Source organism: Pedobacter sp. AC212 (assembly GCF_979258625.1).
On record NZ_OZ409870.1, the window covers coordinates 603,131 to 629,074 of the forward strand.

Annotated in this window: 22 protein-coding genes; 7 read left to right on the forward strand and 15 right to left on the reverse strand. The window is 38.7% G+C overall.

The features are described 5' to 3' along the window. Nucleotides 1-217: 217 nt before the first annotated feature. Entirely contained in the window at nt 218-1,522 is a 1,305-nt protein-coding gene (locus tag ACZZZC_RS02595) for a paraquat-inducible protein A (RefSeq protein WP_463486532.1), read from the forward strand. A gap of 12 nt (nt 1,523-1,534) precedes the next feature. After that, a complete protein-coding gene (locus ACZZZC_RS02600; protein ID WP_463486533.1) occupies nt 1,535-2,869 on the forward strand; it encodes a paraquat-inducible protein A in 1,335 nt (444 codons plus the stop codon). 49 nt (nt 2,870-2,918) lie between these two features. Here the strand turns inward: ACZZZC_RS02600 and ACZZZC_RS02605 are convergent, their stop codons facing one another. The 5 genes from ACZZZC_RS02605 to ACZZZC_RS02625 all read right to left on the reverse strand — a co-directional run bounded on the left by ACZZZC_RS02605 (nt 2,919) and on the right by ACZZZC_RS02625 (nt 8,570). Continuing rightward, entirely contained in the window at nt 2,919-5,357 is a 2,439-nt protein-coding gene (locus ACZZZC_RS02605; RefSeq protein WP_463486534.1) for an outer membrane beta-barrel protein, read from the reverse strand. Nucleotides 5,358-5,512: 155 nt separating this feature from the next. Continuing rightward, nucleotides 5,513-6,238 (reverse strand): hypothetical protein, encoded by a 726-nt coding sequence (locus ACZZZC_RS02610; protein WP_463486535.1) that lies wholly within the window; start codon nt 6,236-6,238, stop codon nt 5,513-5,515. Between the two features lie 56 nt (nt 6,239-6,294). Then, nucleotides 6,295-7,212 (reverse strand): DUF4097 family beta strand repeat-containing protein, encoded by a 918-nt coding sequence (locus tag ACZZZC_RS02615; protein WP_463486536.1) that lies wholly within the window; start codon nt 7,210-7,212, stop codon nt 6,295-6,297. Nucleotides 7,213-7,231: 19 nt separating this feature from the next. Then, nucleotides 7,232-8,020, reverse strand: coding sequence for a hypothetical protein (locus ACZZZC_RS02620; protein WP_463486537.1), 789 nt, complete (start codon nt 8,018-8,020; stop codon nt 7,232-7,234). Further along, nucleotides 8,013-8,570, reverse strand: coding sequence for an RNA polymerase sigma factor (locus ACZZZC_RS02625; RefSeq protein ID WP_463484707.1), 558 nt, complete (start codon nt 8,568-8,570; stop codon nt 8,013-8,015). Before ACZZZC_RS02625 ends, ACZZZC_RS02620 begins: the two co-directional genes overlap by 8 nt. Nucleotides 8,571-8,899: 329 nt before the next feature. On the opposite strand from ACZZZC_RS02625, the gene ACZZZC_RS02630 reads away from it, so the two are divergent. The 3 genes from ACZZZC_RS02630 to ACZZZC_RS02640 are packed head-to-tail and all read left to right on the forward strand — an operon-like array spanning nt 8,900 to nt 14,868. Next, nucleotides 8,900-12,208, forward strand: coding sequence for a SusC/RagA family TonB-linked outer membrane protein (locus ACZZZC_RS02630; RefSeq protein WP_463486538.1), 3,309 nt, complete (start codon nt 8,900-8,902; stop codon nt 12,206-12,208). 25 nt (nt 12,209-12,233) lie between these two features. Continuing rightward, nucleotides 12,234-14,012: a RagB/SusD family nutrient uptake outer membrane protein gene (locus tag ACZZZC_RS02635; RefSeq protein ID WP_463486539.1), complete on the forward strand. Its 1,779-nt coding sequence runs from the start codon at nt 12,234-12,236 to the stop codon at nt 14,010-14,012. 16 nt (nt 14,013-14,028) lie between these two features. Continuing rightward, complete coding sequence (locus ACZZZC_RS02640; RefSeq protein ID WP_463486540.1) at nt 14,029-14,868, forward strand: endonuclease/exonuclease/phosphatase family protein; 840 nt, start codon at nt 14,029-14,031, stop codon at nt 14,866-14,868. Nucleotides 14,869-14,947: 79 nt separating this feature from the next. On the opposite strand, the gene ACZZZC_RS02645 is transcribed toward ACZZZC_RS02640, so the two are convergent. From ACZZZC_RS02645 to ACZZZC_RS02675, 7 genes are all read right to left on the reverse strand, one after another. Continuing rightward, nucleotides 14,948-15,199, reverse strand: coding sequence for a hypothetical protein (locus tag ACZZZC_RS02645; protein ID WP_463486541.1), 252 nt, complete (start codon nt 15,197-15,199; stop codon nt 14,948-14,950). A gap of 102 nt (nt 15,200-15,301) precedes the next feature. Further along, nucleotides 15,302-15,823 (reverse strand): thermonuclease family protein, encoded by a 522-nt coding sequence (locus tag ACZZZC_RS02650; protein ID WP_463486542.1) that lies wholly within the window; start codon nt 15,821-15,823, stop codon nt 15,302-15,304. Next, a complete protein-coding gene (locus ACZZZC_RS02655) occupies nt 15,811-16,020 on the reverse strand; it encodes a hypothetical protein (RefSeq protein ID WP_463486543.1) in 210 nt (69 codons plus the stop codon). The genes ACZZZC_RS02650 and ACZZZC_RS02655 overlap by 13 nt, the downstream gene beginning before the upstream one ends. 222 nt (nt 16,021-16,242) lie before the next feature. Next, nucleotides 16,243-16,602: a hypothetical protein gene (locus ACZZZC_RS02660; RefSeq protein WP_463486544.1), complete on the reverse strand. Its 360-nt coding sequence runs from the start codon at nt 16,600-16,602 to the stop codon at nt 16,243-16,245. 246 nt (nt 16,603-16,848) lie between these two features. Further along, complete coding sequence (locus tag ACZZZC_RS02665; protein WP_463486545.1) at nt 16,849-17,514, reverse strand: response regulator; 666 nt, start codon at nt 17,512-17,514, stop codon at nt 16,849-16,851. An 11-nt stretch (nt 17,515-17,525) separates the two neighbouring features. Then, on the reverse strand, nt 17,526-19,193 hold the full coding sequence (locus ACZZZC_RS02670; protein WP_463486546.1) for a tetratricopeptide repeat-containing sensor histidine kinase: 1,668 nt from the start codon (nt 19,191-19,193) through the stop codon (nt 17,526-17,528). 167 nt (nt 19,194-19,360) lie between these two features. Continuing rightward, nucleotides 19,361-20,644 (reverse strand): ATP-binding protein, encoded by a 1,284-nt coding sequence (locus tag ACZZZC_RS02675; protein ID WP_463486547.1) that lies wholly within the window; start codon nt 20,642-20,644, stop codon nt 19,361-19,363. Between the two features lie 342 nt (nt 20,645-20,986). Here ACZZZC_RS02675 and ACZZZC_RS02680 point away from each other — a divergent pair, with 342 nt between their 5' ends. Next, nucleotides 20,987-22,603 (forward strand): ABC-F family ATP-binding cassette domain-containing protein, encoded by a 1,617-nt coding sequence (locus ACZZZC_RS02680; protein WP_463486548.1) that lies wholly within the window; start codon nt 20,987-20,989, stop codon nt 22,601-22,603. Nucleotides 22,604-22,750: 147 nt separating this feature from the next. Here ACZZZC_RS02680 and ACZZZC_RS02685 read toward each other — a convergent pair whose 3' ends face one another. The 3 genes from ACZZZC_RS02685 to ACZZZC_RS02695 form a co-directional block, all read right to left on the reverse strand. Next, a complete protein-coding gene (locus tag ACZZZC_RS02685) occupies nt 22,751-23,830 on the reverse strand; it encodes an acyltransferase family protein (RefSeq protein WP_463486549.1) in 1,080 nt (359 codons plus the stop codon). A 154-nt stretch (nt 23,831-23,984) separates the two neighbouring features. Continuing rightward, on the reverse strand, nt 23,985-24,407 hold the full coding sequence (locus ACZZZC_RS02690) for a VOC family protein (protein WP_463486550.1): 423 nt from the start codon (nt 24,405-24,407) through the stop codon (nt 23,985-23,987). A 78-nt stretch (nt 24,408-24,485) separates the two neighbouring features. Further along, the gene (locus ACZZZC_RS02695; protein WP_463484726.1) at nt 24,486-24,920 is read right to left on the reverse strand and encodes an ester cyclase; all 435 of its coding nucleotides are present in this window, start codon (nt 24,918-24,920) and stop codon (nt 24,486-24,488) included. A 195-nt stretch (nt 24,921-25,115) separates the two neighbouring features. On the opposite strand from ACZZZC_RS02695, the gene ACZZZC_RS02700 reads away from it, so the two are divergent. Beyond that, on the forward strand, nt 25,116-25,934 hold the full coding sequence (locus ACZZZC_RS02700; protein WP_463486551.1) for an endonuclease/exonuclease/phosphatase family protein: 819 nt from the start codon (nt 25,116-25,118) through the stop codon (nt 25,932-25,934). Nucleotides 25,935-25,944 lie beyond the last annotated feature (10 nt).

The window sequence follows — 25,944 nt, forward strand, 5'->3', positions numbered from 1 at the left end:
TTAGAAATTTAGGTGCAAAAAAATTGCGCCAGGCTTTGGAGTGCCCGCATTCATTATTTTTCAGGATCAAAACCTTTTAAGCACACCGCTGTTTTATTTGCCGATACCTAACCAAATCGTAAACCCGTTTAGCTGATCAGTTTCAATTAAAAACGATTACGTTAATTTGAGTAGGGGCAATACAAAACCAATCATCTTGCAAACACAACATAACCCTATGGAGAAGAAAAAGTCTTTCTTTCCTAAACTGATGCTTATCCTTTCTCTGGCAGTATTGCTTGGAGTAGAGGGCTATTTCGGTTTTAGGTTGCATCAGCTTTCTGATCAGCAGGAGCATATTAAGGAAGATTATTCCAATATCAACAACATCACCTACGGATTATTTTCTGTGCAAAAATGGAAAGATAATGTATCCAGAATTGTGCATCATCAGGTACGAAACCTGAAAATGACCAAAAAGCAAAAACGCGTTTTGCAACAGGAAGTAGAAAAGGTAATACTTGCTTTAATTGATAAGGCGGAGGCGCTGGTTAATAAACCTAAAAAAACCATTAGCGGTAAAATTCAAAAATTTGCCATCAAGAACTTTGTTAATTCTGACAGCATAAGGGCACAGGTACCCACTTTCGCCAGAAAAATTATTGCCGAGGTTGATGATCCAAAGAATAAGAAAGAGTTGAGTAAAATGGCTATTGGCGAATTTAATGAGCTGGCCACCGAAGAAATGAAAGACAGTGTTTTTGTAGCCAAACAAGCCGAACTGAAAAGGTTGTTTGCAGGTTACAAAGTAAACAACACCGATGAGTTGAACAGCAAATTAAGGGCTTCGCTATCTAAAATACGTACGCAAACCTATCAATATTCTTATGGAATGCTGGCTTGCGTAGCCGTGGTTTTGGCTTTTTGGTGGGGTTTAAGGAAGCGCCGCGATTTACACGTTACCCTTTTTGTGATGTCGCTCCTTTTTGCATTTATGTTGCTTGCCGTTGGCCTAACTGCCTCTATGATTGAAGTGGATGCCCGTATTCGCTCTATAGATTTTGTGTTGCTTGGCGAACATATTGTATTTGAAGATCAGGTGTTGTTTTTCCAGAGTAAGAGTATTATGGATGTGGTGAAGGTTTTGCTTGGTCAGGAAGGGATTGATTCTATCCTGGTAGGGGTGCTGATTCTCGCTTTTAGCATTTTGTTTCCGGTAGTTAAACTTACTTCCACTGGCATTCATTTGCTCGGCAATAAAAAATTGGCGGAGAATGGAGTTGTGAAATATTTCGCCTTCCAATCGGGAAAATGGAGCATGGCTGATGTTATTGTCATTGCGATTTTGATGGCTTACATCGGTTTGAACGGATTGTTAGAAGGGCAGCTCCAGGCACTAAATATTAAAAATGATTCGCTCACCATCCTCACGACAAACAACACGGCTTTGCAACCGGGTTATATCATATTCATCAGTTTTGTGCTTTATGGATTGATTTTATCCACCATACTTAAATTTATTACTCCACACGATGCGCATTAACCGGTTTTAATTATGATGGCGACAAATTCTTCCACTCCCGATACTCCAGGCAGAAAGAGCAAGGCAGCTCCGTTTGTACTCATTGTTGTATTAAGTATCCTGTTGCTTGGCGCAGCCTATGCGGGTTTTCGTTTTTATCAGCTTGCTGTTGAGCAAAAAAGCATTAAAGAAGATTATAGTTTATCTAACAACATCACCTTTGGTATTTTTTCTGTAGACCGCTGGGGCGATAAAATTTCTGCCGTTGCCGACCGTAGGGTGAAGGGTTTCAAACTCACGGGTGAGCAAAAACTGGAAATGCGGAAACAGGTAGAAAAAGAACTTCATGGGCTCATTAATCAGGCTGTTGCCGAAATTACCAAACCACAGAAGGGACTTGGCGGCAAGCTCAAAAAGCTGGCTTTTAACACATTTGTTGATCAGGATGAACTGCATGCCCAGGTACCTTCGTTTGCCAAAACCATTGTAGTGAAAATTACAAGTCCGGGGAGTTTAAAGAAAATTAAAGGCATTGCAACCAGTAAGGTAGATGAGTTGGAGGCGCAAACCTACGACCATAGCGATACCACCATTACTACCGTAGAACGTAACATTTACAAGAAATACCATGCAGCGAATGCTACTGCATTTGATAAAATTATTGAGACCAAATTGGCTTACATTAAAAAGATGACCATGACCTTTGGCTCGATTATGCTTGGCTGCATTTCCATTGCATTTTTAATGTGGTTATTTTTACGCAAACAGGTTCAGTTGCATGCCCCGTTATTTGTCATGTCGTTATTGTTTGCCCTGGTATTGCTTACCGTAGGGATTATCTCGCCAATTATTGAAGTGGATGCCCGAATTAAAACCCTCGAATTCGCTTTGCTGGGTGATAAAATTGCCTTCACCAATCAGGTGTTATTTTTCCAGAGCAAAAGTATTCTCGGCATTATAGGTACTTTGATCGAGCAGCCTAAACTCGATTCGGTATTGGTGGGCGTACTGTTATTGCTTTTTGTAGTGATTTTGCCTTTATTAAGGATTATAGCCAGAGGTTTACATGTAGCCTGTGCCCACCTCTTCGGAAGTAAAAAGGCTTTGCGGTTTTTAGCCTTCGATTTGGGCAAATGGGATATGGCTGATGTAATGGTGGTTGGTATTGCGATGACTTATATCGGCCTGAATGGCATTTTAAAAAGCCAGCTTTCTGGTTTGAATATAGAGAATGAAACCTTGAAAACGGTTACTTCCAATAATTCGGCTTTGCAACTGGGCTTCTTCGTTTTTGTGGCTTATGTTATTTTTGCCAAGATCCTGTCTTACATCCTTAAAAAGATCGACGAACGCAATGGCGAATGTTAATGCTTAGCCAAAGCCTGTTTGCTATGGAAACAGGCTTTGGTATTGAATATTAGCTCCCTGATTTGCTTCCCCCTGATTTCACATCATCGTTACTGATGCTCCGCTGATTTTTTTTAATGGCGTCTTTGAGTTTGCCAAATTTCCAGTTTAAACTTACATTGAAAGAGCGATTATAATTTTGTCCGCGGTATCGCTGCGAAAAATTTGGCCCCTCTGTTAAGGTTTCATAGTAGCGGTATTTCATAAACGGATTGTTAACACCTGCCGAAATGGTCAGCTTATCTTTCACCAGCTCTTTGCTTCCGCTGAACGACATGTAATAATATTGCCCGGATCTGCCCTGCAATAAAACATCGGCAGAGCTGTAGTTAAAACTTGCATTTGCCCGCCAATCTTTTTCAAATTTGTAGCCTGTATTGAGGTAGATACTGCCCGATAAACCTTCATTTTTGGTCGCTAAGCCATTAATTGTGCCTTCCAGCCAGGCGTAACCAGCGTTACCACTTACCGTAAGATTCCACTTTTTGGTAAGCGGATAATTGATGTTGATATTGGCTGTCAGGTTTTTATTACGCCCTACGTTTGCAAAGGTACTGCGGGTAATTTTATCTGCATCGTTGTAAATTGAAATGTTCTGAATGGTGTTGTTGGCAAAGTTATAGCCCACCCCAGCGTTGATAGAACCTTTTTTGAAGCGACTGTAGGTAAGATCAAAATTATTGCTCAAAACGGCTTTAAGATCCGGATTTCCGCTGTATTCGAAGTTTGGCACCGAACGATCGACGAATGGATTTAAATTATCTATTCCCGGGCGTTCAATTCTTTGCGTGAAACCAAAGTTTAAACTGCTTTGATTTTTAAACTTGCGGTTAACTGAAAACGAAGGGATAATGTTAAAATAATCGGTATTTACATTTGAGGCATTGCTGATGAAATCGGCTTTTACAAATGTTTCTTCTATCCTTACCCCAGCTTTGAAACCCCAGTTGGTTAAGTTATAAGCGTAAGAGTTGTAGGCGCCGATCACATCCTGGTTGTTGTTAAAAATGTTTGTCCGGGCCGGATCAATCTGATAATCGCCACCACTAACCTGCCTTTTGAATTCAAAATTACTGTTGTTATCTCTGAGGATCCCTTTCAAACCAGCTTCAATATTCAGTTTTTTTACGGGATGAACATAATCGAGCTGTATAGTCTGCTCCTTCGAGCGGCTTTCATTTTCCTGAATATAATTGGGATCGTTAAAGTTCTGGCGGTTGATGAAATTCAACTCGTTTCTTTGCGGATTAGTTCCGTTGCTGTATTTATAAGAAAAGGTAAGCAAACGTTCTTTGTTGCTTTTAAAACCGAGCTGGTAATTTAAACTTAAATCAATGCCGCCCCAATCGAAACGGTTGTTGCTAATTAAATCATAGGCGGTAACCTGTGCCGGAGAGGTTAGACTAAAAGATTGATTATTTGCCGATTTGTTGTAGCCGCCATAGGGATTGATTTCTGCAGTAATTAAGTTTAAGGTATCTATTTCAAAACTCAATTCTGCACCACCGTAGCGGTAATTATTATTGAATTTTCGGTTTCCGATGTTTAAAAGTTCAGAGGGGTTGGCGCCTGAAGTCGTTCGTGAATTGATATTTTGAGTGGTTGGCGTGCTATAAAATCCAGTTCCACCGTAAGCAGTTACGCCAAATTTCCCTTGTTTTACGGTGAAAAACCCGCCAATGCCGGGACCGCCAGCCGGAAACTGATGTCTTAAATTTAAACTGCCGTTATAACCGTTATCAATTTTTTTATTGGTGATGATGTTGATGATCCCGGATAAACCCTCGCTGTCGTATTTTGCCGGAGGCGTGGTGATGACTTCAATTTTCTGAATGGAAGAGGCTGGCATGGCTCGCAAAACATCTTTAGGACTTCTCGCTACCATGCTCGATGGTTTTCCGTTGATCAGGATTTTATAATTTCCACTTCCTTTCAGTTTGATGTTATCATCAGCATCCAAAGAAAGCAATGGCACCTTGCGCATCATATCCAGGGCGGTCAACACTTTGCTTTCGGGGTCGGCCTGAATATCATAACTGATTCTATCAATTTCCTGCTTAATTACCGGGCGGGTTACACTCACCGAAACCTCATTCAGGTTATTTACCTGCGAAGCCAAAGTAATCTGACCCGCATTGAAATCAGGTTTCTCGGCATTAATTTCGAACGATAAAATCTTTGCATTATAGCCAACAGCAATGGCTGTTAAACTGTATTTGCCGGCAACTATTTTATCAAATTTAAATGTGCCGTTTTCTGCTGTAACGGTTGTTTTAATAGCCTGTCCATCTTTTTTGATGGCCAGTGTAATAAATTCGAGTGCTTTTTTTGAAACAGAATCGATCACTTTTCCTTGTACAATACCACCCTTTTCCTGAGCGGAGGTGTGAAGTACAATTGTGGTCAGTAAAATGGTAAATAAGAGGTGAAAGCGTTTAAAGTAATGCATGAAGGATGAGGATTTCGTAAAATAAAAAGGGAATCGAAAATGATTTAGATTTTAAGTGTTAATTAGATAGAAGACGTTGAATGTTAACAAAGGTTGCATCAAAAAGAAAATTATTTTTCTTTTTGATGCAAATCGGTTGTTTTTGGAAGCAATTATTAAGGCTTCCTTAAATAGATATGGCCATAAGAAGAGCTGAAATCGTAGCTGGCACCTTTGCCTGGATTCGCATTAATGGAAGTAAAAAAACGCTGCTCTTTAATTTCTTCCGGCTTGAAATTAAAGTCAGTATAAATTTTGCCAAAACGGTTAGTCATTTTTAATGAGCCAATAGCTTTCTCCTGAAGCTTGGCATCGATACCACCATAAGTTGCATCAATTTTTATCGGGCCTTCAAAATCAACCAGTTCTACAATCCCATATGTAGAGCTTAAGTTAGTTTTCGTATTAGCCGGAAGCTTGATCTCAATACTAATCTCGATATTTCGACTTTGATAATTCGCTGTCACCGTACTGCCCTTTTCCCTCAAAAAAGCGTTCATTTCTTCTTTGGTATTGAAAATACTTTTCACACCATTTGTAACAGCATAAAAACGTTGTGGAATTTTGGCCATTTCGAGTTTATTTTTAATGGAGATTTGATCTTTGGTTTCAGTTTCAATCAAGCTAAAAACGTCTTCAGCGGCAACACCATCAACTTTAACCGTAGCCACAACAGCAATTTCTTTTTTATCCCAATTACTTATTTTGATGATTTCTGGGAAATCGAAATCGAATTTTACTGTTTGTCCGGTAGTGATTGGATAAGATTTACTGATTGTTTCCTGAGCAAAAGCAATACAAGATACCGTGGCCATTAAAAGCCAGCAAAAAAATGTTCTCATAAGGTGAAGGTTTAGGTTCCAACAGGCACTAAGCCCATTGGAAATTTGAGATTGAATTATTTTACGCGGAGATAAACGTTATCATAGTTGGATTTAAGGATAAAATTGGCACCACCACCATTTATTTTTCCTTTAATATCTTCAGAACTTCTTCCACCATAAACAGCTATTCCGTTTGCAACCCTGATGTTTTTATTATTGGAAATAATTGTTCCGCTACCGCTTGTTAGGCCGGAAATAAGAAGAGCTTCATTCGTTGCCGATTTAATCGTGGTAATTAAATCCTCATCTTTTGGCTTTTCTTCTGCAACATTTTTCTCCAGAACAATTTTAAGTCCGTCGGCAGCATATAATTTTCCATAGCTGGTAGATAGATCTACATTTGCCTTTACACTTACAGGGAGCGATACATCTACATGGCCATAAACAGAAACGATAGAAACCGGACCTTTAATGGGCTCAACAAAACTGGCATCAATGCTTCCGTACAATGATTTAATATTCATCGGTCCAGTATTATTTTCCAGTTTAATTTTATTGTAACTCGTTGATATTTCGAGCTCATTCTTTAAGTTTTTCAGAATGATATCTTCCTGGTAAATGCTGCTCTGATTGGCAAAAGTTACCTTGATGTTTTGTGGTACTTTAATTGTTAAAACACCATCAATTTTCTTGTTCACAACATTCACATTCACTTCAGTTCCCTTTTCTGAAATATCGAGACCTAAACCGCTGTTATCTACAAAACCAGAGCCACTGATTACACGAAGTCCTTTTGCCCGCTCATCTACTTTCTCCGTTTCGCCGGCTGGCAAAGAAAAGATGATTTCGTTTCCGCTATACCCTTCTACTATTGCACCGGCAACATGTAAATTCAGCTGACCACTTGTTTTGCTTATTTTGTATTCTTTCTGTGCAGAGGCGGTTATCGCCAGCGTAAGCAGAGAAAAAAGAACGATAAATTGTTTTTTCATGATTTTATTTTTTTAAATGTTATAATTTGTCTTGGTTTAGTAATACGTTATAAGCTTCATCTCTTACCGCGGCAAAGGTTTCCGGGTTATTCGCAATCGATTTAAGTTGATTATCGATCTTGAGTCCTTTCATTTTACCCAAAAAGCTAATCAGCCCAAGCTGCACAATCGGATCGTCCTGGTTATTTAAAGCGTTAACCAAAAGCGAGGCGGTATAGCGGTCGGCACTGTACTTTTGAAGCACACTCAAAGCTGCCAGGCGAACATTGGTATTTCCATCGTGATTAAGCGTTTTAGAAAGCATGTTCAACACGTGGTTGTTGATGTTTTCTGATTTCTCTATTTCCAAAATGGCGAGCAGCCTTACACTTGCCGAGCTGCTATCTGTTAATGCCTGATAATCGCTATTTGTGGTCTGCTCCGTTGTTGTTTTTGTTTTTAAATGTTTTGTTTGAGGCTGATAGGTCACTGTTTTTTGCACTTCCACTGGTGCCGTTTCGGTTGGTGCGGGTATTGATTCTGCCTTTCTGGTTGTTGGTTGAGGCTGAATCACTTTTGGTTTTACCGCCGTGTAAACCGGGCTTTTTGTCTGCTGCTGATCAAAAATAAACCAGGTTGCTGCAATGGCAATTAATACGGATGCTGCAAGCCACCACTTTTTGTTATTGTAAAGTGATACCGTTTTGGCCTTCGGTGCAGCCTGTGGTGCAACTTGCTGTTTAAAGCGTTGCATATCAAAAACAGGTGCTTCGAGATGATCGAATTCCTCCCTGTTCCGCTCCACAAAATCTTTCAATTGATCATTCATAATAAACTTTATCTTTTAATGATAGTAAAATCTTCTTCTTTGCCCTGTGGTATTGCGTTCTTACATTCGTTGCTGTTAAATCTAACATCACTGCAATTTCCTCATGGTTCAGTTTTTCAAAAACATGCAGGTTAACGATGGTTTTGTAACCAGCAGGAAGCGATTCAATACTCTTCTTCAAATCTTCTACCTTACAATCCAACACCTCAAAATCTTCTTCTACATCAGCTACATTTTCTAAATCCATTTCTTCCATATCAGAAAACAAAATTTTCCTTTTTCTGATGTGTGAAATAGAGCGGTTTATTGCTGCTCTTCTCACCCAAGCCTCAATGTTCAATACGCCATCTAACTTTGCCACTTCACTAAACACCGCACAAAAAGTATCTTGTAAAATATCTTCGGCTTCCCCTGTGTGACTCACAATTCTGCTAATCGAATTATAAACCTTTCTGGCATAACGGTTATACAATCCCGTATAGCCGCCCTCATGCCCGTTAAGGCAAAGGCCAATCAATTCTTTATCCGTTATGTGATCTGCAGACGGCAAGTTCGGAGCTTTTTAATGTGTTAATTAGGTATGTTCTATAGGGTAGTCGCAACTTATTTAAAAGTGTTACACTTTTTTAATTTTTTTTGAAAATAATATTTCAACAAGCTATTGATGATCCGAAAGATCGGGATTTGCATGGAGACCAAAAACCAGAATTTGGCTATATTTTATCAGTAATGGACTTTCATCGTCCGCCCATTCTTCAATTTATAAAATTAAAGAGGTTAAGGTAATTTAACATAGCCTTCATATCGGGCAGGTAGTTTTGCGGCATAATCAAAGCCCCTTGTGGCTAACGAATTCATTTATTGCCAAAAAACCAAACAATGAGAAAACCTTTACTGTTGACGCAGAAGATTGCGGTATATGCTACGTTGGCATGTCTGCTAACGAGTGCCATTACAGCGCCATCCCGGGCCATTGAAAAAATATCCGGCGTTTCCTTATCCAACACGAAACAAAATCCAGGTACCATCAGCGGAAAAATTGTTGATGAAAAAGGCGAGCCGCTTCCTGGTGCCAGTATCGTAATTAAAGAATTAAACAAGGTAGTTCAAGCCAATAACGACGGAAGTTATAGCGTGAGTGTTCCGGCAGGAAATTACAGTGTTGCCGTAAGCTTTATTTCTTATACTACCGCAACCTTAACAAAAATTGCCGTAAAAGCTGGTGAAACAACGCCGCTAAATGTGACGCTGAAAGGCGAAACAGGATCTTTAAACGAGGTTCTGGTAGTGGGTTACGGAACGCAGAAAAGAGAAAATGCTACTGGTGCTGTTGATCAGATTACTTCAAAAAGTTTAGAAAACAGACCCATCTCCAACCTTACGCAAGGCCTTCAGGGTTTACTGCCCAATCTTAATTTAAAGATGATGGACGGTAAGCCAACGCAGTCTCCTAGTTATAATATCCGGGGTACAACTTCCATCGGCCAGGGTGGTAGCGCATTAATCCTTATTGATGGTTTTGAGGGCGACCCAAGTTTGTTAAACCCGAACGACATTGAAAGTGTATCGATATTAAAAGATGCGGCATCGGCAGCTATTTATGGCGCCAGAGGGGTTTTTGGCGTAGTGCTCATCACCACAAAGAAAGCCGAAAAGGGGCGTACGAATGTAAGTTACTCTACCAATTACGCCATTAAAAGTCCGTTGCAGGTACCCGATTTTGTTACTGACGGTTACACCTGGGCAAAGATGTTTGCAGAAGCCTTTGTGAATGGCGATGGTGCTTTTCCACAAAATGCAAATAAAACACAGAAATTTTCACAAGCCTATCTTGATGAGTTTAAAAGACGTGTAGAATCCGGTCAGCCTTATAATCAGGTTGAAGTAAACCCAATTACGGGCGAATACACTTATTACGGTAGCACGGATTACTATGCTGAACTTTACAAGAAAAATACAGCTGCTTTCGAAAATAATCTTTCCGTGAGTGGCGGTAGTGATAAAGCTTCGTTTTTAGTGTCCGGTCGTTTCTTAAGTCAGGATGGTTTGTTCCGCTACAACAGCGATGATTACGATATGAAAAATATCCGTGCCCGAGGATCGGTACAGGTTTTCCCTTGGTTAAGCATCGAAAACAATGCCGATTACTCCATCATGAATTACCATAACCCCATCAACGTGGGTGAAGGCGGTGGGATCTGGAGAAATATTGCCGATGAAGGTAAGCCAACCATGCCCTTGTTCAATCCGGATGGCACTTTAACCTTCGCTTCTGCTTATACTGTAGGTGATTTTTTCTACGGTAAAAACGGAATCGATACCAAGCGTGAAGTTTTCAGAAATATAACCGGTTTAAGAAGTAATTTCTTTGATAATAAATTTAGGGTTAACGCCGATTTTACTTTTAGAAATACAAATAACGACAAAGAACAAAGAAGGGTTCAGGTGCCTTACAGCAGCACTCGTGGCGTTACTTCATTTGTGGGTACCACTACTAACGATTTGTTGTTCGATTTGCGTGAAACCAACTATCTGGCTACAAATATTTATGCAGAGTACGAAAATCGTTTCGGCAGCGACCATTATTTGAAAGCCATGGCGGGTTACAACTACGAACAATCTACCTATAACAGGGTTGCGGTTCAACGTAACGGAATTATTTTCGAAGATGCTACCGATCTTAACTTAGCACTTGGCCAATCTGTTACTACCGGTGGTGGTTACGAGCAATGGGCTATTTTAGGTGGCTTCTCCAGGTTGAACTATTCCTTCAAAGATCGTTATTTAGTGGAAGTAAATGCCCGCTATGATGGTTCATCAAAGTTTCCTGCCGACCAGCGCTACGGATTTTTCCCTTCCGTTTCTGCGGGTTGGAGAATTAACAAAGAGCCGTTTTGGAAAGTTTCGGATAAATTCATCTCTGATTTAAAATTAAGAGCTTCTTACGGATCTTTAGGTAACGGTAACATTGCATCTTATGCTTTTCAGGAGCAATTTAACATTTCGCAATCCGGCCAGATTTTGAATGGCTCGAGACCACAAACTACCCGTAATCCGGCTGTTTTACCTGAAGGTTTAACCTGGGAAACCTCGACAACCAGCAATTTCGGTTTAGATTTAACCATGCTTTCGGGCCGCTTAACTTTTAATGGAGATGCTTACATCCGAAAAACAACCGACATGTTCACCACAGGCCTTACTCCGCCAGCTGTTTTTGGTGCCGATGTGCCTAAAGGAAACTATGCTAACTTAACTACACGTGGCTGGGAAGTATCAGTAAGCTGGAATGACAGGTTTGGCAATGAAAATAAACCTTTCAAATATAATGTAAGGCTTACCCTGGCGGATAATAAAACCAAAATTGATAAGTACAACAATCCAGATAAATTGTTGAATGATTATTATGAAGGGCAAACTTTAGGAGAGATTTGGGGATATGAAACGGAAGGTTTCTTTATTGATGAGGCAGATATCGCTTCGCATGCCAAGCAAGATCCGCAGATGCGTGCCTCTCCAACAGGGCGTTGGTTTCCTGGAGACATTAAATTGAGAGATTTAAACGGCGACGGTTTAATTAATGTTGGCGAGAATAAAGTAGGCAAATCAGGAGATAGAAGAATCATTGGTAATTCTGCTCCAAGATATATGTATGGAATTAATTTGGGTGCAGATTGGAACAATATCTTTTTCTCTGTTTTCTTTCAGGGAATTGGTAAACAACAATGGTACCCTAGTACGGAAACAGAAATGTTTTGGGGGCAATACAACAGGCCGTACAATAACATTCCAACGTTTCATTTAGGCAATATGTGGACACCGGAAAACACAAACGCCTATTTCCCAAGAACAATGTCTAGAGCGGCATCAAGCAATACCAACCGTACCTTAGGTGTGGCACAAACGCGTTACCTGCAAAATGTTGCTTATTTAAGAATGAAAAATATTCAGGTGGGTTATAACTTGCCAACCAAATGGGTTAACCGTATTGGCGCCCGTACGGCAAAGGTGTTTTTCTCTGGTGAGAACTTATTTACCTATTCGCCGATGTACAAAGTGGTGAAAAACACAATTGATGTAGAAAATGCTGTACCAGCAGATCAGGATATCAATAATAATCCCACCAATGGCGATGGTTACAATTATCCACTGATGAAAAGTATTTCATTCGGTTTAAACATTGGATTTTAGAATCAATAAAATAGAAAAATCAACGATGAAAAAACAATATATATGGGCTTTATTGGCTTGCCTGAGTTTGGCAGCTTGTAAAAAGTTAGATCAGAAACCTGAATCAACAGCCACAAAAGATGCCGTTTTTGGCACTGAAAACGGACTGAAATTATATACAAATTCATTTTATAACATGGATTTTTTACCGAAAAACTCTACCAGTCAGGATGCAATGTCTGATTATTTAGCAGTGAGATCGGTTCAGGATTTTATTAGAGAAGGCGGTTTTGGAGCAAATAATAGCTCTGGATGGAGCTGGGGCGATTTGCGAAACATCAATTATTTTATTGCCAATTGTAATAATCCGGCGGTGCCAGCTTCGGTGCGCAATAATTATTTAGGTATCGCCCGTTATTTCAGGGCTTACTTTTATATGGAAAAAGTGAAGCGTTTCGGCGATGTGCCATGGATTGGTAAACCCTTAAACATTGATGATCCGGCATTAAATGCTGGTCGCGATAAAAGGGAACTAGTGATGGATTCAGTATTGGCTGATATTAATTTTGCCTGCGCAAACATTCAAGCGACTAACGATCCAAGTCGTACCACGGTTACCAAATGGGTAGCCCATGCTTATAAATCGAGATTGTGTTTATTTGAAGGAACTTTTAGAAAGTACCACACAGAACTAAATCTGGTTTCAACTGCAAATAAATGGTTGGAAGAGGCGGCTTCGGCAGCAAATGAAATAATCAAAAACGGAGGATATTCCATTAACAATAACGGTGGCCCGGGGTTATCTTATCGCCAGGTATTTACCAGCAACACCCCTGTAACGAATGAGGTATTACAGGCCTCGGTTGCCGATATTAATTTAGGCGTTTTAAATGAGGCCAACTGGTGGTGGACGAGTGGTACCTACGGCGCAAAAGCAAGTTTCACCCGTACATTCATCAACACTTACCTTAAATTAGATGGTACACCATTTACCAATGATCCGGCTTATCGGACCATGGTTTTTAAAGATGAAGTAAAAAACCGCGATTTAAGATTAAAACAAACCATTAGGTTAGGCGATTACAAAAGAATTACCAGCGGTCAGCCAGTGCCTGCCCCACCGGTTTTCTCTTACACCTTTACAGGTTATCAACCTATAAAATGGACTTTAGACGATACCTACTTTGATGCCGGGGCACTTAATACAAACGCCATTGCTTTATTTCGTTATGCTGAAGTTTTGCTGAATTATGCTGAAGCAAAAGCCGAATTGGGTACTTTAACTGATGCAGATTGGGCTTTAACCGTAGGTGCGCTTCGTGCCAGAGCAGGAATAACTGCCGGATTATCTACTAAACCAATATTGGCCGATCCTTATTTAATAGCGAATTATTTTCCTGGCATTACCGATGCGACAATTTTGGAAGTAAGAAGAGAGCGTGGTATCGAATTAAGCTTAGAAGGCTTGCGTTTCCCTGATATTTTGAGATGGAAACGCGGTTCCCTAATGGAACAAGAGTGGAACGGGTTTTACGTTCCTTCGTTAAATACACCCATGGATTTGAATGAAGATGGTATTTTGGATGTTGCATTTTATCAGGGCGCCAGGCCAAATCCAGGTGCAGCAGGTGTAACTTATGTTGATGTTTCGAACACCATCGGCAATGCAACAAACTCGCAAAAGTTGAAAAATGGTACATCAGGTGAGTTGACCTGGATGAATGAAATTCCAAGAAAATGGAATGAGCGGAACTATTATTATCCAATTCCATTAAACGATCTTCAGCGTAACCCGAATTTGAAGCAAAATCCGGGATGGCAATAACATCAACTAGATAGAGATGAAAATAAAAAATATATTAACAGCACTGATGTTATTGACATCAGTTGCTGTTCAGGCGCAAAAAATTACAGTTGGAACATTCAACATCAGGTACGATAATCCGGCAGATAGTGGGAATTTGTGGAAAGACAGGGCTCCAATAGTGGCAAATCTCATCCGTTTTCATCAGTTTGATGTATTGGGGGTGCAAGAAGCACTTAAAAATCAGTTGGCAGATATTTCTTCGGCCTTGCCAGAATACGATCGTTACGGTAAGGGTCGCGATGATGGAAAAGATGGAGGGGAACATTCAGCTATCTATTTCAAGAAAGACAGATTTAAACTGGTAAAGAGCGGCGACTTTTGGCTGTCCCAAACACCGGATAAACCAGGTAAAGGTTGGGATGCAACTTGTTGCAACAGAATCTGCTCGTGGGTATTGCTGGAAGACCTAAAAAACAAACAACAGTTTTATGCTTTTAATGTACATTACGACCATCAGGCTATGGTTGCTCGCAGAGAAAGCAGCAAGTTAATGCTCCAAAAAATTAAGGAAATTGCGGGTAACTCGCCCGTTTTACTAACCGGCGATTTCAATGGCGGCAGAGAAAGTGAGTGGTATCAAACATTGGCCAAATCGGGTGCCATTAGCGATGTTTACGGTGCAGTAAAATATCCTTACGCAAATAACGCTTCAGCTAACGGGTTTAGAACGCCTCGGGGTAATGGTGTTATCGACCATATTTTTATGAGCAAACAATTTACCGCCAGCAGATGGGGAATTTTAACGGATACTTATTTCGGCAAGTTTCCTTCTGATCACTTTCCTGTTTTAGCAGAAGTTGAATTGAAACGTTAAGCTAAAAAAACAGCTATTTACTAAAGAGCATCTCCTCAAGTGGGAGATGCTTTTTTGTTGGAAAACAGCAAAGTAGCGTTTAGCTATGTCCTGTGCCACTAAAATTTGCCTGTATGTCACCGGTTGGGGTATTCATATTATTCGGTATCGTTTCGTTATAGGATGTGGAAACAGCCTCTAAATATTCTTTGAGCTTTGTAATATTTTCATTTACAACCAGCCGATCTGCAGCGGTGTGTTCTGGTGCGCCATCCATAGATTTGATAACCTCAAGGGCATAGTCCATAAAATCTTTAACGTTTTCTGAGAGCAGTGGTTTTGGTGTAATCATCGTGATATGCTTTATTTGTAAAAGGAACAACGAAAGGTTACGAAAGTTTTTCTGAGGGTGGATTGATTGCATTATTTAATGCTCCTGCGAGGCATTTTTCGGCTACATGCTTTTAACCGATGGCCTGTTTTTTGGCTTCCGCCATTCCCATGGCGCAACAGGATGTGCATCGCTCCATAAACCTATTTTGCGTTTCCTTGCGCTGATTTCCAGTTGAGCGTAGAGCGGGTCTGACGAATACTTTTTAAAATGCCAGGCCATGCCCTGTTTAATCATTTCCTGATTGACAATCTGTTTATTTTGATTTGCCACCACAGCGATTAACCTTTTATAGCGGTCGTATTTTTCGCCATATACCTTAACCTGCTGCCCGAAGCATAAATTTGATAAGGCCGTTTTGGCATTATTTCCAAAGGGCTGCGAGCCGCGTTTCTCAGGACAATCGATATGCGCCAGGCGAATTTTTATGGGTGTGTTCTGATATAAAACTTCCATGGTGTCGCCATCCATAATCCTGATGACTTTGGCGCTGAAAGTTGCTTTTTTGAGGTCAGGATCTATTTCTTCAGCGGAAACAAATGGCTTAACCCAAAGCAATAAAATCAGTAAAGTTATTTTTCCCATCCACACTGTGTTTTGCCCTGGCTTTTTGCTTTGTCTAAAGTAGTTTCAATGATTTTATGCTGGCAATTGCTTAAACCACGACAAGTTTTTTTGAAGTGGTATTTTTTACCGCCCTCGCTATCGCAAAGGTACGCCGATTTGGTTTCGATGCAAGCAATGTTGGTAAGAAGGAAAAGGATGAGAGATAGGGATTTCATTGGGGGGATGGATTCAAGACATTTTAAAATGCAAGATTGCCCGCATTCCGTCCCTGAATGTCGAAGCAATCTGCATGTTGTGAGAGTTATTGAGTGTTAATTGTATTATCTTTTGAAAATATCTCTTGGTTTGTTTACAAAAATACAAGTGTAGCACAACCAATTATTACGGGAAACCGTAAAGGAGCAAAAAAATGTAAGAAAGAAATTAGCTGAATTTAACTATTGAACTGATAAGACATTTTGGTCAACAGCTTCCCGGAATTTAACTTCTGATTTTTCTTTCATCCACCAATTGCTATCTAAGCGTTTAATAGAATTGAATGGTCTTTTTACACCAACTTTCATGGTTGCCGCATCAAAATGCTTTTCCCAAACATGAATTAGGGTATCATTTCCGATTTTTACCCACCATAATTTTTTACCAAATCTTTGGGTATTATAAATTTCAGAAATGGTTCCAACAATAACTTTGTTGTTAAAATTAGGCTCCATTAATTGAAAGGTTTGCATTTTACTTTTTTGCGCACTGGCACTTCCGATTATGAAAGTGAAGATTATGGGGGTTAGAAAATTTTTCATCTATCTGTCTTTTAATCATAAACCTGGGATGTGTTAACGGGAGGACGATAGATTTGATAAATACTGCGTTATTGCAGTTATCAATAATAATGTAGTGCCAAAACTACAGAATTAAAAAAGTTTTGATTTACGGGAAACCGTAATGTAGATTGTTTTTTATGTAAAAATTTTGTAGCCGAAATGACCCTAATGGAGAAAAGGGTCTTATTGGAAATTTCGTTGCGAGGGCGTATGGCGGGAAGTGTTTTAGATGATTCCCAAATCTTTACAATAGGCAACCAACTGCTCGTTCTTAGAAAATTCGAGCGAATCTTTAATATTACCCAACCGTTTTTCGAGACTACTTAAGCTTACAGGTTTTATTTTATGCTGTGATAAATAGGTTGGAATATCTTTTTGTGGAGTGCCTTGGGAAAGCAAAGAAATAATGGTTACATCATATTCAGTAAACTCAAAGGCGTTTTTTTGCTTTAGCGAACGACGTAAATCTTCGGATAGATAGGTTTTGTGTTGAGCAATATTCTCAAGGGCCTTTTTCAAATCTTTAGCATCATGGCGGGCCTTGCGTACATAGCCATCAATCCGCAAATTTTTAAACAAACTATCAATTATTGCCGGATTGGTTTCCGCAGAAAATACCAATATTTTGATGAGTGGTTGAGTTTTTTTTACGGCTTCAATTAACGCCAAGCCACCAGAAAGTTTCTGTGTACGATGATCTTCTTCAAAAGAAAGGTCGGTAATGAGCAAATCAAAAGGTTGATCATCGCTTAAGTTTTTTTGAATCTGCATAAATGCATCATCACAATAGTAAGTGTATTCAGTTTTGGAAATTCCTAAATCTTCCAATGTTTTTCTAACTGAAATACTCGTGCTTTCGTGGTCTTCGGCAATTAATACTCTTTTGAACATTTTATTTTAAATTAAGAAACTGGAAAAAAAATATGAACTTTGAGTCCTTTCTCCAGCTTGGTTTCAAAGGTAAGTTTCCCTCCAATTCCATCTATACGGGAAACCGTATTTTTCCATCCATTATTAAAAATTTTATTTTCAGGCATGCCAATTCCGTTATCGGTATAAAAAATATTAACCTGGTTTTCTTCCTGTTCGAATTTCAATACAACGGTTGTGGCGTTACTGTGCTTTTTCATATTAACCATTAACTCCTGTAAAACCTGTTCGAGTTCGTATCGCACATTTGGCTGCACTTTTTCCCACAACTTATTGGAGTTTCCCACAATAAATACTTTGGTTTGTGGCGTAGCAAATGAGGTAAGTATTTCTGATATTTTTACTTCGAAAGATTGTACATCATGTTCGGGTTTATCGTAAGAAATATCTCTCGATTTTTCATAAAGGACCTCAATTTTATCGATGATTGCTTCACGATCAATTTCGGGTTGATTTTCCATTTCACTCATTACGCGGTACAATCCGTTTGCCACAACATCATGAACTTTCTTTGATGTTTTCAATCTGTTTTCCTGAATGGCACTTTCCTTTTCGAGTTCCATTTTTTGTTGTCTTTTTTTATACCAAAAGAAAGCACTAATGGATACTGCAGTAAAAACCACTAAACCAGAAGCCAGCAATAATTCTCGCTTGATAATTTGATATCGTTTTTCGGTATTGTCTTTCTGTAAGATTAAGTTATCGGCCTTGCTCTTTTCGGAATTGTATCTAACTACTGCAAACTGATTTTTAGCCGCACTGCGAGCTGTTTGCAAGCTGTCGTTTAGGTGTTGATACACGTCGAAATATTTCTTGATTTTTTTTGCAGGAGAAAGTTTGATAATTTTTTCTAAAGCTTCCAGCTGATCTGTTGGGCTCTCTAACTTTCTTGCAATTTGGTACATACCCTCAGCATAGAATAATGCCGAATCTGGCTTTTTGGTGGTATAGTAATCTGCCAGGTGAGCGTAGCTGGCATTAAGACCCCATTCATTTCCCAGTTTTCTACGAATATTTAATGCCGCTAGCAACTGTGGAAGGGGATTATATTTTGGATCTTGCAACCATTTTGTTCGTGCTGTATTTGAGGATACACGGGCGTACTCAACTTGATTTATTTTTTGACTGATGATTTGATTATAAATTGTTAAAGCCTTGGCATAATCTTTAACTTTTTGGAAAGCCAGCGCTTTATTATTCTTAATTGTAAGTATTGATTCCGGGTCACTGCTATAATGTATGGCTTGATCATAGTAGCCTATCGCCAATTCATGCAGTTTCAAATCATCATATGTTGAACCTAAGATATTATAGTTTGCGGCAAAACAACTGTAATGTTCCAGATTGTTTTTATTCAAAAATGAAAACGATTGTACTGCACTCTCTTGTGCGCCATAGTAATCGCCGCCATCAGTTTGTATGGTAGCCATATAGTTATAAGCCTTGGCTATCGTCAAACTATCTACGTTAGTATCCGTAGTTACCTTGTTGAAATAGTAAAAAGCTGAATCGTTGTTTAACTCGTAAAGCTTGATTGCTTTTGAGTAATATGAGTTTGCATTTGGAATAGGATGAAAGGCTTTTTCTTTACAGGACAAAAGAATAAGTGAGAGTAGAATTAATAATAGATAATTTTTCAAGAGGGACAAGTTTCTTCAAATATAAAAAAAGAGCGATTTATAATCGCTCTTTTTTTGTTTATGGTTTTGGGTGGATATGACCTTTTTCTCCTCCGGTATCATCTCCGTCAATGTTTACAGCCGTGCCAACACCAGAGAAACACCCATGCTAATCTTTTTTAAAAATTTCAATCAGAAATCAAATGTGTTGCAGACATCAGTCGGTGAAGCTGTTGACTTTCTTCCTCATTGGGTTTTAGTACGTTTTCCAACAGGGCCAACAGCGAATCTGCATCCTTCATTTGGGAAAAGATAAGATTCAAGGTCAGTTTTTCTTGTGCATCATTTAAGCCTTTAAACATGCGTGGCTGAATGCAGTAAATCGCTTTCACCAATTCGATGAAAAGCTCCTTTTGGTTCAAATCGTTATCGTTATTTCCAAATTTGGGCATTGAACCCGATAATAATAACTTTTGAATTAATTCATCAGCAGCATTATTTTTTACAAATTCCTTTTGCTTGTTGACGACAATTTTTTGCAGCTCCTTAATTAACTGTTTAAAAATAGGACTCTGTGGATTGGAACCAAACAGATTTCCCGTTTCTTCTGTATCATTGAAATTAAAAAGATTAAAATAATCTGATTCGATATAAACGCTGTGATAAAAATTAATCGCGTTATTGTTAAAGGATGTGAGCTGTTTAAAAACCTCTTTTTTATCGCTGTTTAAAAAATAGTAGTAAAACTTATCGCCAATTTTTTCGTTCCAGCGAACAAAGGTAATGGTAAACATAAATCTCGATGTGGAAGCATCTACAATTTCCCTTTCAAAAATTTCGTGGTCGGCCAGAAGGTCTTCATATATAATTCTTTCACCATTAATGCACAACTGAAAATTGTGTTTGCTATTTAACAATAAAAACCAGCCAAATTCTGATTTGAGGTGGTTGATAAAGGCATCGTTGGTGAAATTATAGGCAGTTACACCGAAAAGATTTACCAGTTTTAGTCGTGTGCCCGATGCATTCTTTACCCCCTTTTGTTGGTGTTCATCGGCATAAAAATCTTTGTTGCTGGCATTAATGGTGATGTCGTAAGTGGTAAATGCCTGTGTATTTTCATCAAAAAATGTAGTATTCCAAATGGCAGTTTGCGCAAAAGCAATAAAGGAAAAACGACCCTTGCCTTTTTTGCCCCGAACGTAAGATGAACGATGGTCGGTACTGCGTTTTAACGAATCGAGAAATGCCCCAAAGGTTTGGTTAAGATTATTGAGGTTAATGCCACTTCCGTTATCAATAATTTCTATCGATGGAATGAAATCAATTTCATTGGTATCAAAAACAAGATCAATTTTAGTTGCTCCGGCGTCAAAACCATTCCATATCAGCTCTGAAATGGCCTCCATGTAATCTCTGGTAATGCCCGAAAACTCGACACTGTTATTATTGATGCTAACCTTATTTTCCATAATGCGATCTTGATTTTACAAACCGCAAAATACTAAATTAATTAGTAAATAAAAGTAAAAATAATTTGCATTTAAACTGGCTCACTGCAATCCCTTTGAGTAAAAAAGGATACTCTAAACTCCAATTATTGGCAGCAATTTGGTGGTTAACATAGCTGGTCGGTAAACCGTATTCAGGCAAAATTTAGGGAGACAAAGACTTTGAATTTGATTACTTTGGATAAATCACTAAATTTGTCGTAAATCATCGCAGTATAAAATGTAAGAGCAAATTCTTTCGATAAAACAAACGGTATCCAATTGCATTGGATCAGAAATTATTTACGTTTTAACAAAGATATCATGCTTACTTTACAAGGTGTTGCCTACCAACATCCCAATCGGGATATACTATTTTCTAGTTTAAATTTTACCCTTCACGCCCATAACAAAGTAGCCTTAGTTGGTCAAAATGGTTCGGGTAAATCTACTTTGCTCAATCTTTTGGCTGGAACTTTAGAAGTTACTGAAGGTTTGCTACAGGCAGATGATCAACCTTATCTGGTTCCCCAAATTTTTGGTCAGTTTAATGATTTAAGCATTGCAGAAGCACTAAAAATTAATGATCGAATTGCGGCTTTACATGAAATTTTAGATGGCAAGGCAAGTGCAGAAAACTTTGCGCTTCTACAGGATGATTGGACTATTGAAGAGCGTTGCCATGAAGCTTTTGTCTATTGGGGACTTGAAATAGCGGACTTGAATCAAAAGCTGGATTTACTAAGTGGTGGGCAAAAGACCAAGGTTTTCCTGGCTGGAATCTTTATTCATCAACCAGAAATTATTTTGATGGATGAGCCGAGTAATCACCTTGATGTGGAAAGCAGGGATTTACTATACAAGTTTATCCAGGAAACTAATAAAACGTTGCTTATTGTAAGTCACGACCGTATTTTGCTCAATCTTCTTAACCTCACATACGAATTGAGCCAAGGGGAAATCAATACCTACGGAGGAAACTACGATTTCTATTTGGCTCAAAAACAGAGCGAAGAAGAAGCCCTATCTAATGCTCTTAAAGCCAAAGAAAAAACGCTTCGAAAAGCGAAAGTGGTGGCCCGTGAAACTATTGAAAGGGAGCAAAAATTAGATGCCCGGGGAAAGAGGAAACAAGAAAAAGCGGGTTTACCTACCATATCAATGAATACCTTGAAAAACAAGGCTGAGGGCAGTACCGCTCGTGTTAAGCAAATGCATGGTGAAAAAATTAGCAACATCAGTAAAGAATTAACGGAGTTAAGAAGCACTATTCCTTTAGCTGGACAGATGAAAATTGGCTTTGATCAATCCAATCTTCCCTATGGAAAAATACTCATTGAGGCAAGGGAAATTAACTTTGCCTATGGTGATAACAAGCTCTGGCTTTCGGCACTTAATTTTGATATAAAAAGTGGTGAAAGAATTGCATTAAAAGGCATAAATGGATCTGGCAAATCTACTTTGATCAAGATTATTTTAGGAGAGTTGCTCCCTCAAACAGGAACAGTTAAAAACGCCACCTACGATGCAATTTACATCGATCAGGATTATTCTTTAATCAATAATCAACTCACAGTTTATCTGCAGGCACAACAATATAATACCGGCGAGTTACAAGAACATGAAATCAAAATTCGGTTAAATCGGTTTTTGTTTAATAAAGAAGACTGGGATAAGCCTTGCAGTGCATTAAGTGGGGGCGAAAAAATGAGGTTGATGCTTTGCTTGCTAACCATCAAGAATACGGCACCAGATATGATGATCTTCGATGAGCCCACTAACAACCTCGATATTCAAAATGTTGAAATATTAACTGAAGCCATTAACGAATTTAAGGGAACACTTTTAATTGTATCTCACGATACTTATTTTTTGGAACAGATTAATATAGAAAGGGAAATAGTCTTAGATAATAGCTTGGTTAAAAAAGTCTGGAAATGAGAAAGCCTCATATCTCTATGAGGCTATATTGAATGTCTTATAAGTATCCACCGATAAAACTAAACCAAACAAACTATACTATAAACACAGGTGTAATTGGTTTGTTTTAAAATTTTTAAAAAATTTATAAATTTTCTTAAGATGGATTTACAGTGCCTTCATTCGCTTTTTAGAAAGGTATTTTCTAACAGGGATATCAAATATAATCATCGTTAAATAGGCTAGGGAAACTAAGGCGATTACCCCACCTGAAATTACTAAAGCCAATTCTGTTCCTTTTGGTTTGTACGCATTGTAATAATTGGCAAATACCCAAATGGCCATGTAATGTGTCATGTACAAAGGATAAGATATCTTGCCAAAAAAGGTGCATAATTTGGTTAACCCCTGGGTGGCAACGGTTCCGGCACCTAAGGCAACCAAAAGGGGGAAATAAAATAAAACCACTAGTGATTCAGTTAGCCAGTTATAGTTTGAATAAGGCATAAAAAAGGCGAACAACAGCAAGATGGATAAGCCAACAAAACCGAGCTTGTTTTTAATGATCCATTTGGAGCGATAAATTAATAAGCCAGCTGTAAAAGAGTATAATATCCTTGCCCCACCTTCCCAAAAATTTTCTCCGGCCCAACCGCCCAATAATGAACCCGTACGATAAGCAACTACTACCAAAATAATAGCGGCAACGCCAGCGAGTGCCATTAAATACTTTCTGGCCAATTTGTAGAGTACAAATGCATAAACAATGTTCGCCACATATTCCCAAAATAAAGACCAGGCTGGCGCATTTAAACCGAAGTTGTTAAAATAGCGCTCTTCCATTGTTGGAAAAGGAATTAATAAGGCGGAAGTTAAAAACAATAAAGTGATTTTGCCTATGCTATATTGGGCAGCGGTACCGCTAAAGGGATCGAAAATGAAAGTTAGCAGTCCTAATACAGAACCATAAATAACCAGAGGATGTAACCTGATGATCCGGGATTTAAAAAACTCCATAATGCCCATTTTTTCAAGGCGATCATCATAAGCATAGGCGATAACGAAACCCGAAAGGCAAAAGAAAAAATCGACAGCTAAAAACCCATGACCAAGAAAATTTTTGCTGAACTCAAAAACCACTTCCAAAAAATGGAAAGCAACAATAGCCAAAGCAGCCACGCCGCGTAATCCATCAAGAATAATAAAATGTTGTTTGGTTTTTAATAAACCTGGAGTTACGTTGTTCATGGTATGCCCTGTGCTCACATTATTAAAATAAGCAAGAAACAAGAATACGTATTTGACCAGATGATGTCAAATTAAAGCAGACGGGATTTTGATGGTTTGTGTAACAATAAAAGGACCTTCTGTTTGTTTGAAGGTCCTTTTATTGCTTTTTAAGCTAATAACTCCCAAAATTAATCATCCATTGGATCCCAAATTTATCTTTGAAGCTTCCAAAATAATCGCCCCAAAACATATCTTCCATGGGCATTTCTATAGTTCCTCCTGCTGATAAACCATTGAAAAGTTGATCCGCATCTGCCCTGCTTTCTGCAGCGAGATGAACATACATATTATTACCTTCTCTAATAACATGTCCTGCTGAAGGCATACAATCTGATGCCATCAAAATAGTATGCTCATTAATGGGAAGTGCAACATGCATAACCCGATTTCGCTCATTTTCGGATAATTCATCCGCGTTAGGCGCATCACTCATTTTTTTAAAAAAGATAAATTCGCCGCCCAATACCGATTTGTAAAAATTGAAAGCTTCTTCAGCCTGGCCGTCGAAGTTTAAATAAGGATGCATGGTTCTCATAAAATTTTTGCTATTTCTGCTAAGTTAAGCAGTACCTAAATTTTACAAAGGGGGGAGTTGAGACAAATTTGGGGCTTATTAAACTAGATTGTGTACTTCACTTCCTGTTAACTTCTGCATCAAACTATAAATGTCGGCAACTGCCCAATGTTCAATAATTTTTTCATCTCTTAAACGAACGATGTTTACTTCCTCGTACTCGATCTTTTTCCCTGTAGCTGGGATGTTAAGAAACGATTCTTTATGCGTTCCCGTTACAGTGAATTTGCACATCACTTTGTCGCCATCGCCCAAAATGTCGTCGAATTTTATTTTTAAATCAGGAAAACCCAGCTTAAACACCTCAACCGTATCGTAAAAGGCTTTTTCGCCTTCGCGTTGCCAAGGAAATGTTTTATGCACTTTAACTCCACTATCCACGAACTTAGTAATGGCATCCAAATTGGCATTGTTGAGCAGCTCATCAAAAAATACCTTGCAAATCGCTTTGTTTTTCTCTACTTGATTATCCATAATTTTTATATTTTTTGTTGAAGAATTAATAATTAAACAGGATAAAGTACATGTTGTTTCCTCAATTTTGAGATCGTAAAACTCAGAAAGCCATTTGATAAATTGCGTTTTGTTTCTTTTTATAACGATCGTATTACAATTTCTTTCGATTGGTTTTATTTTTTAAATTCGAAAAGCCATTAAGCCAACAAAACAATGACTAGATTTAACTTCGTTACCTATTTTTTACTTCTTACCATTTTGCTTTTTTCTTGCTCTCCTAAAACCAGTATAACAAGGAACGATCAAAGCACCATTCGAGTTTTAACGTATAATATCCATCACGCCAACCCCCCATCCAAAGCAAAAGAAGGCTTGATTGATTTAGATGCCATAGCCAAAGTGATTGAGGCGCAAAAACCAGATTTAGTTGCTTTGCAAGAAGTTGATGTAAACACGAAACGTTCGGGAAACATGAACGAAGCGGTTTTTTTAGCCACCAGGCTGAAGATGAACTTCTATTTTTTTAAAGCGATAGACCATGATGGCGGAGATTACGGGGTAGCAATACTTTCGAAATATCCGTTGAGCGATTCGCAAACCTATAAGTTGCCTAATACCGGCGAAGCGAAAGCAGAACCACGGGTATTGGGAATGGGTACGGCTACACTGCCCGACGGAAGAAAAATCCGTTTTGCGTCAACACATCTCGATGCACAGAAATCTGAAGAGAATAGAATGATGCAGGTAAACGAAATCAATAAGTTAACGGACACAGAAGCCCTTCCGCTGATTATTGCCGGCGATTTAAATGCCAACACTAGCTCGGAGGTGGTTAAAGTTTTCGACAGGCAATTTGTTAGAACCTGTACCGACTGTGGTTTTACAATACCTGTAATCAATCCTAAAAATACCATCGATCACATCGCCTTTAAAAAAGGAAATAATTTCGAGGTGATTTCTCATCAGGTAATTAATGAAACGTATGCTTCTGATCACTTGCCTGTTTTAGCCATACTGAAACTGAATAAATAAATCGACCTAA

Coding starts and splice junctions, on each gene's coding strand:
- ACZZZC_RS02690 (WP_463486550.1), bottom strand. CDS start 24,407: ATGAGAACCATGCATCCTTATTTAAACTTCGACGGCCAGGCTGAAGAA.
- ACZZZC_RS02660 (WP_463486544.1), bottom strand. CDS start 16,602: ATGAAAAATTTTCTAACCCCCATAATCTTCACTTTCATAATCGGAAGT.
- ACZZZC_RS02605 (WP_463486534.1), bottom strand. CDS start 5,357: ATGCATTACTTTAAACGCTTTCACCTCTTATTTACCATTTTACTGACC.
- ACZZZC_RS02635 (WP_463486539.1), top strand. CDS start 12,234: ATGAAAAAACAATATATATGGGCTTTATTGGCTTGCCTGAGTTTGGCA.
- ACZZZC_RS02640 (WP_463486540.1), top strand. CDS start 14,029: ATGAAAATAAAAAATATATTAACAGCACTGATGTTATTGACATCAGTT.
- ACZZZC_RS02645 (WP_463486541.1), bottom strand. CDS start 15,199: ATGATTACACCAAAACCACTGCTCTCAGAAAACGTTAAAGATTTTATG.
- ACZZZC_RS02695 (WP_463484726.1), bottom strand. CDS start 24,920: ATGGATAATCAAGTAGAGAAAAACAAAGCGATTTGCAAGGTATTTTTT.
- ACZZZC_RS02655 (WP_463486543.1), bottom strand. CDS start 16,020: ATGAAATCCCTATCTCTCATCCTTTTCCTTCTTACCAACATTGCTTGC.
- ACZZZC_RS02680 (WP_463486548.1), top strand. CDS start 20,987: ATGCTTACTTTACAAGGTGTTGCCTACCAACATCCCAATCGGGATATA.
- ACZZZC_RS02630 (WP_463486538.1), top strand. CDS start 8,900: ATGAGAAAACCTTTACTGTTGACGCAGAAGATTGCGGTATATGCTACG.
- ACZZZC_RS02600 (WP_463486533.1), top strand. CDS start 1,535: ATGATGGCGACAAATTCTTCCACTCCCGATACTCCAGGCAGAAAGAGC.
- ACZZZC_RS02595 (WP_463486532.1), top strand. CDS start 218: ATGGAGAAGAAAAAGTCTTTCTTTCCTAAACTGATGCTTATCCTTTCT.
- ACZZZC_RS02675 (WP_463486547.1), bottom strand. CDS start 20,644: ATGGAAAATAAGGTTAGCATCAATAATAACAGTGTCGAGTTTTCGGGC.
- ACZZZC_RS02610 (WP_463486535.1), bottom strand. CDS start 6,238: ATGAGAACATTTTTTTGCTGGCTTTTAATGGCCACGGTATCTTGTATT.
- ACZZZC_RS02685 (WP_463486549.1), bottom strand. CDS start 23,830: ATGAACAACGTAACTCCAGGTTTATTAAAAACCAAACAACATTTTATT.
- ACZZZC_RS02665 (WP_463486545.1), bottom strand. CDS start 17,514: ATGTTCAAAAGAGTATTAATTGCCGAAGACCACGAAAGCACGAGTATT.
- ACZZZC_RS02700 (WP_463486551.1), top strand. CDS start 25,116: ATGACTAGATTTAACTTCGTTACCTATTTTTTACTTCTTACCATTTTG.
- ACZZZC_RS02615 (WP_463486536.1), bottom strand. CDS start 7,212: ATGAAAAAACAATTTATCGTTCTTTTTTCTCTGCTTACGCTGGCGATA.
- ACZZZC_RS02620 (WP_463486537.1), bottom strand. CDS start 8,020: ATGAATGATCAATTGAAAGATTTTGTGGAGCGGAACAGGGAGGAATTC.
- ACZZZC_RS02650 (WP_463486542.1), bottom strand. CDS start 15,823: ATGGGAAAAATAACTTTACTGATTTTATTGCTTTGGGTTAAGCCATTT.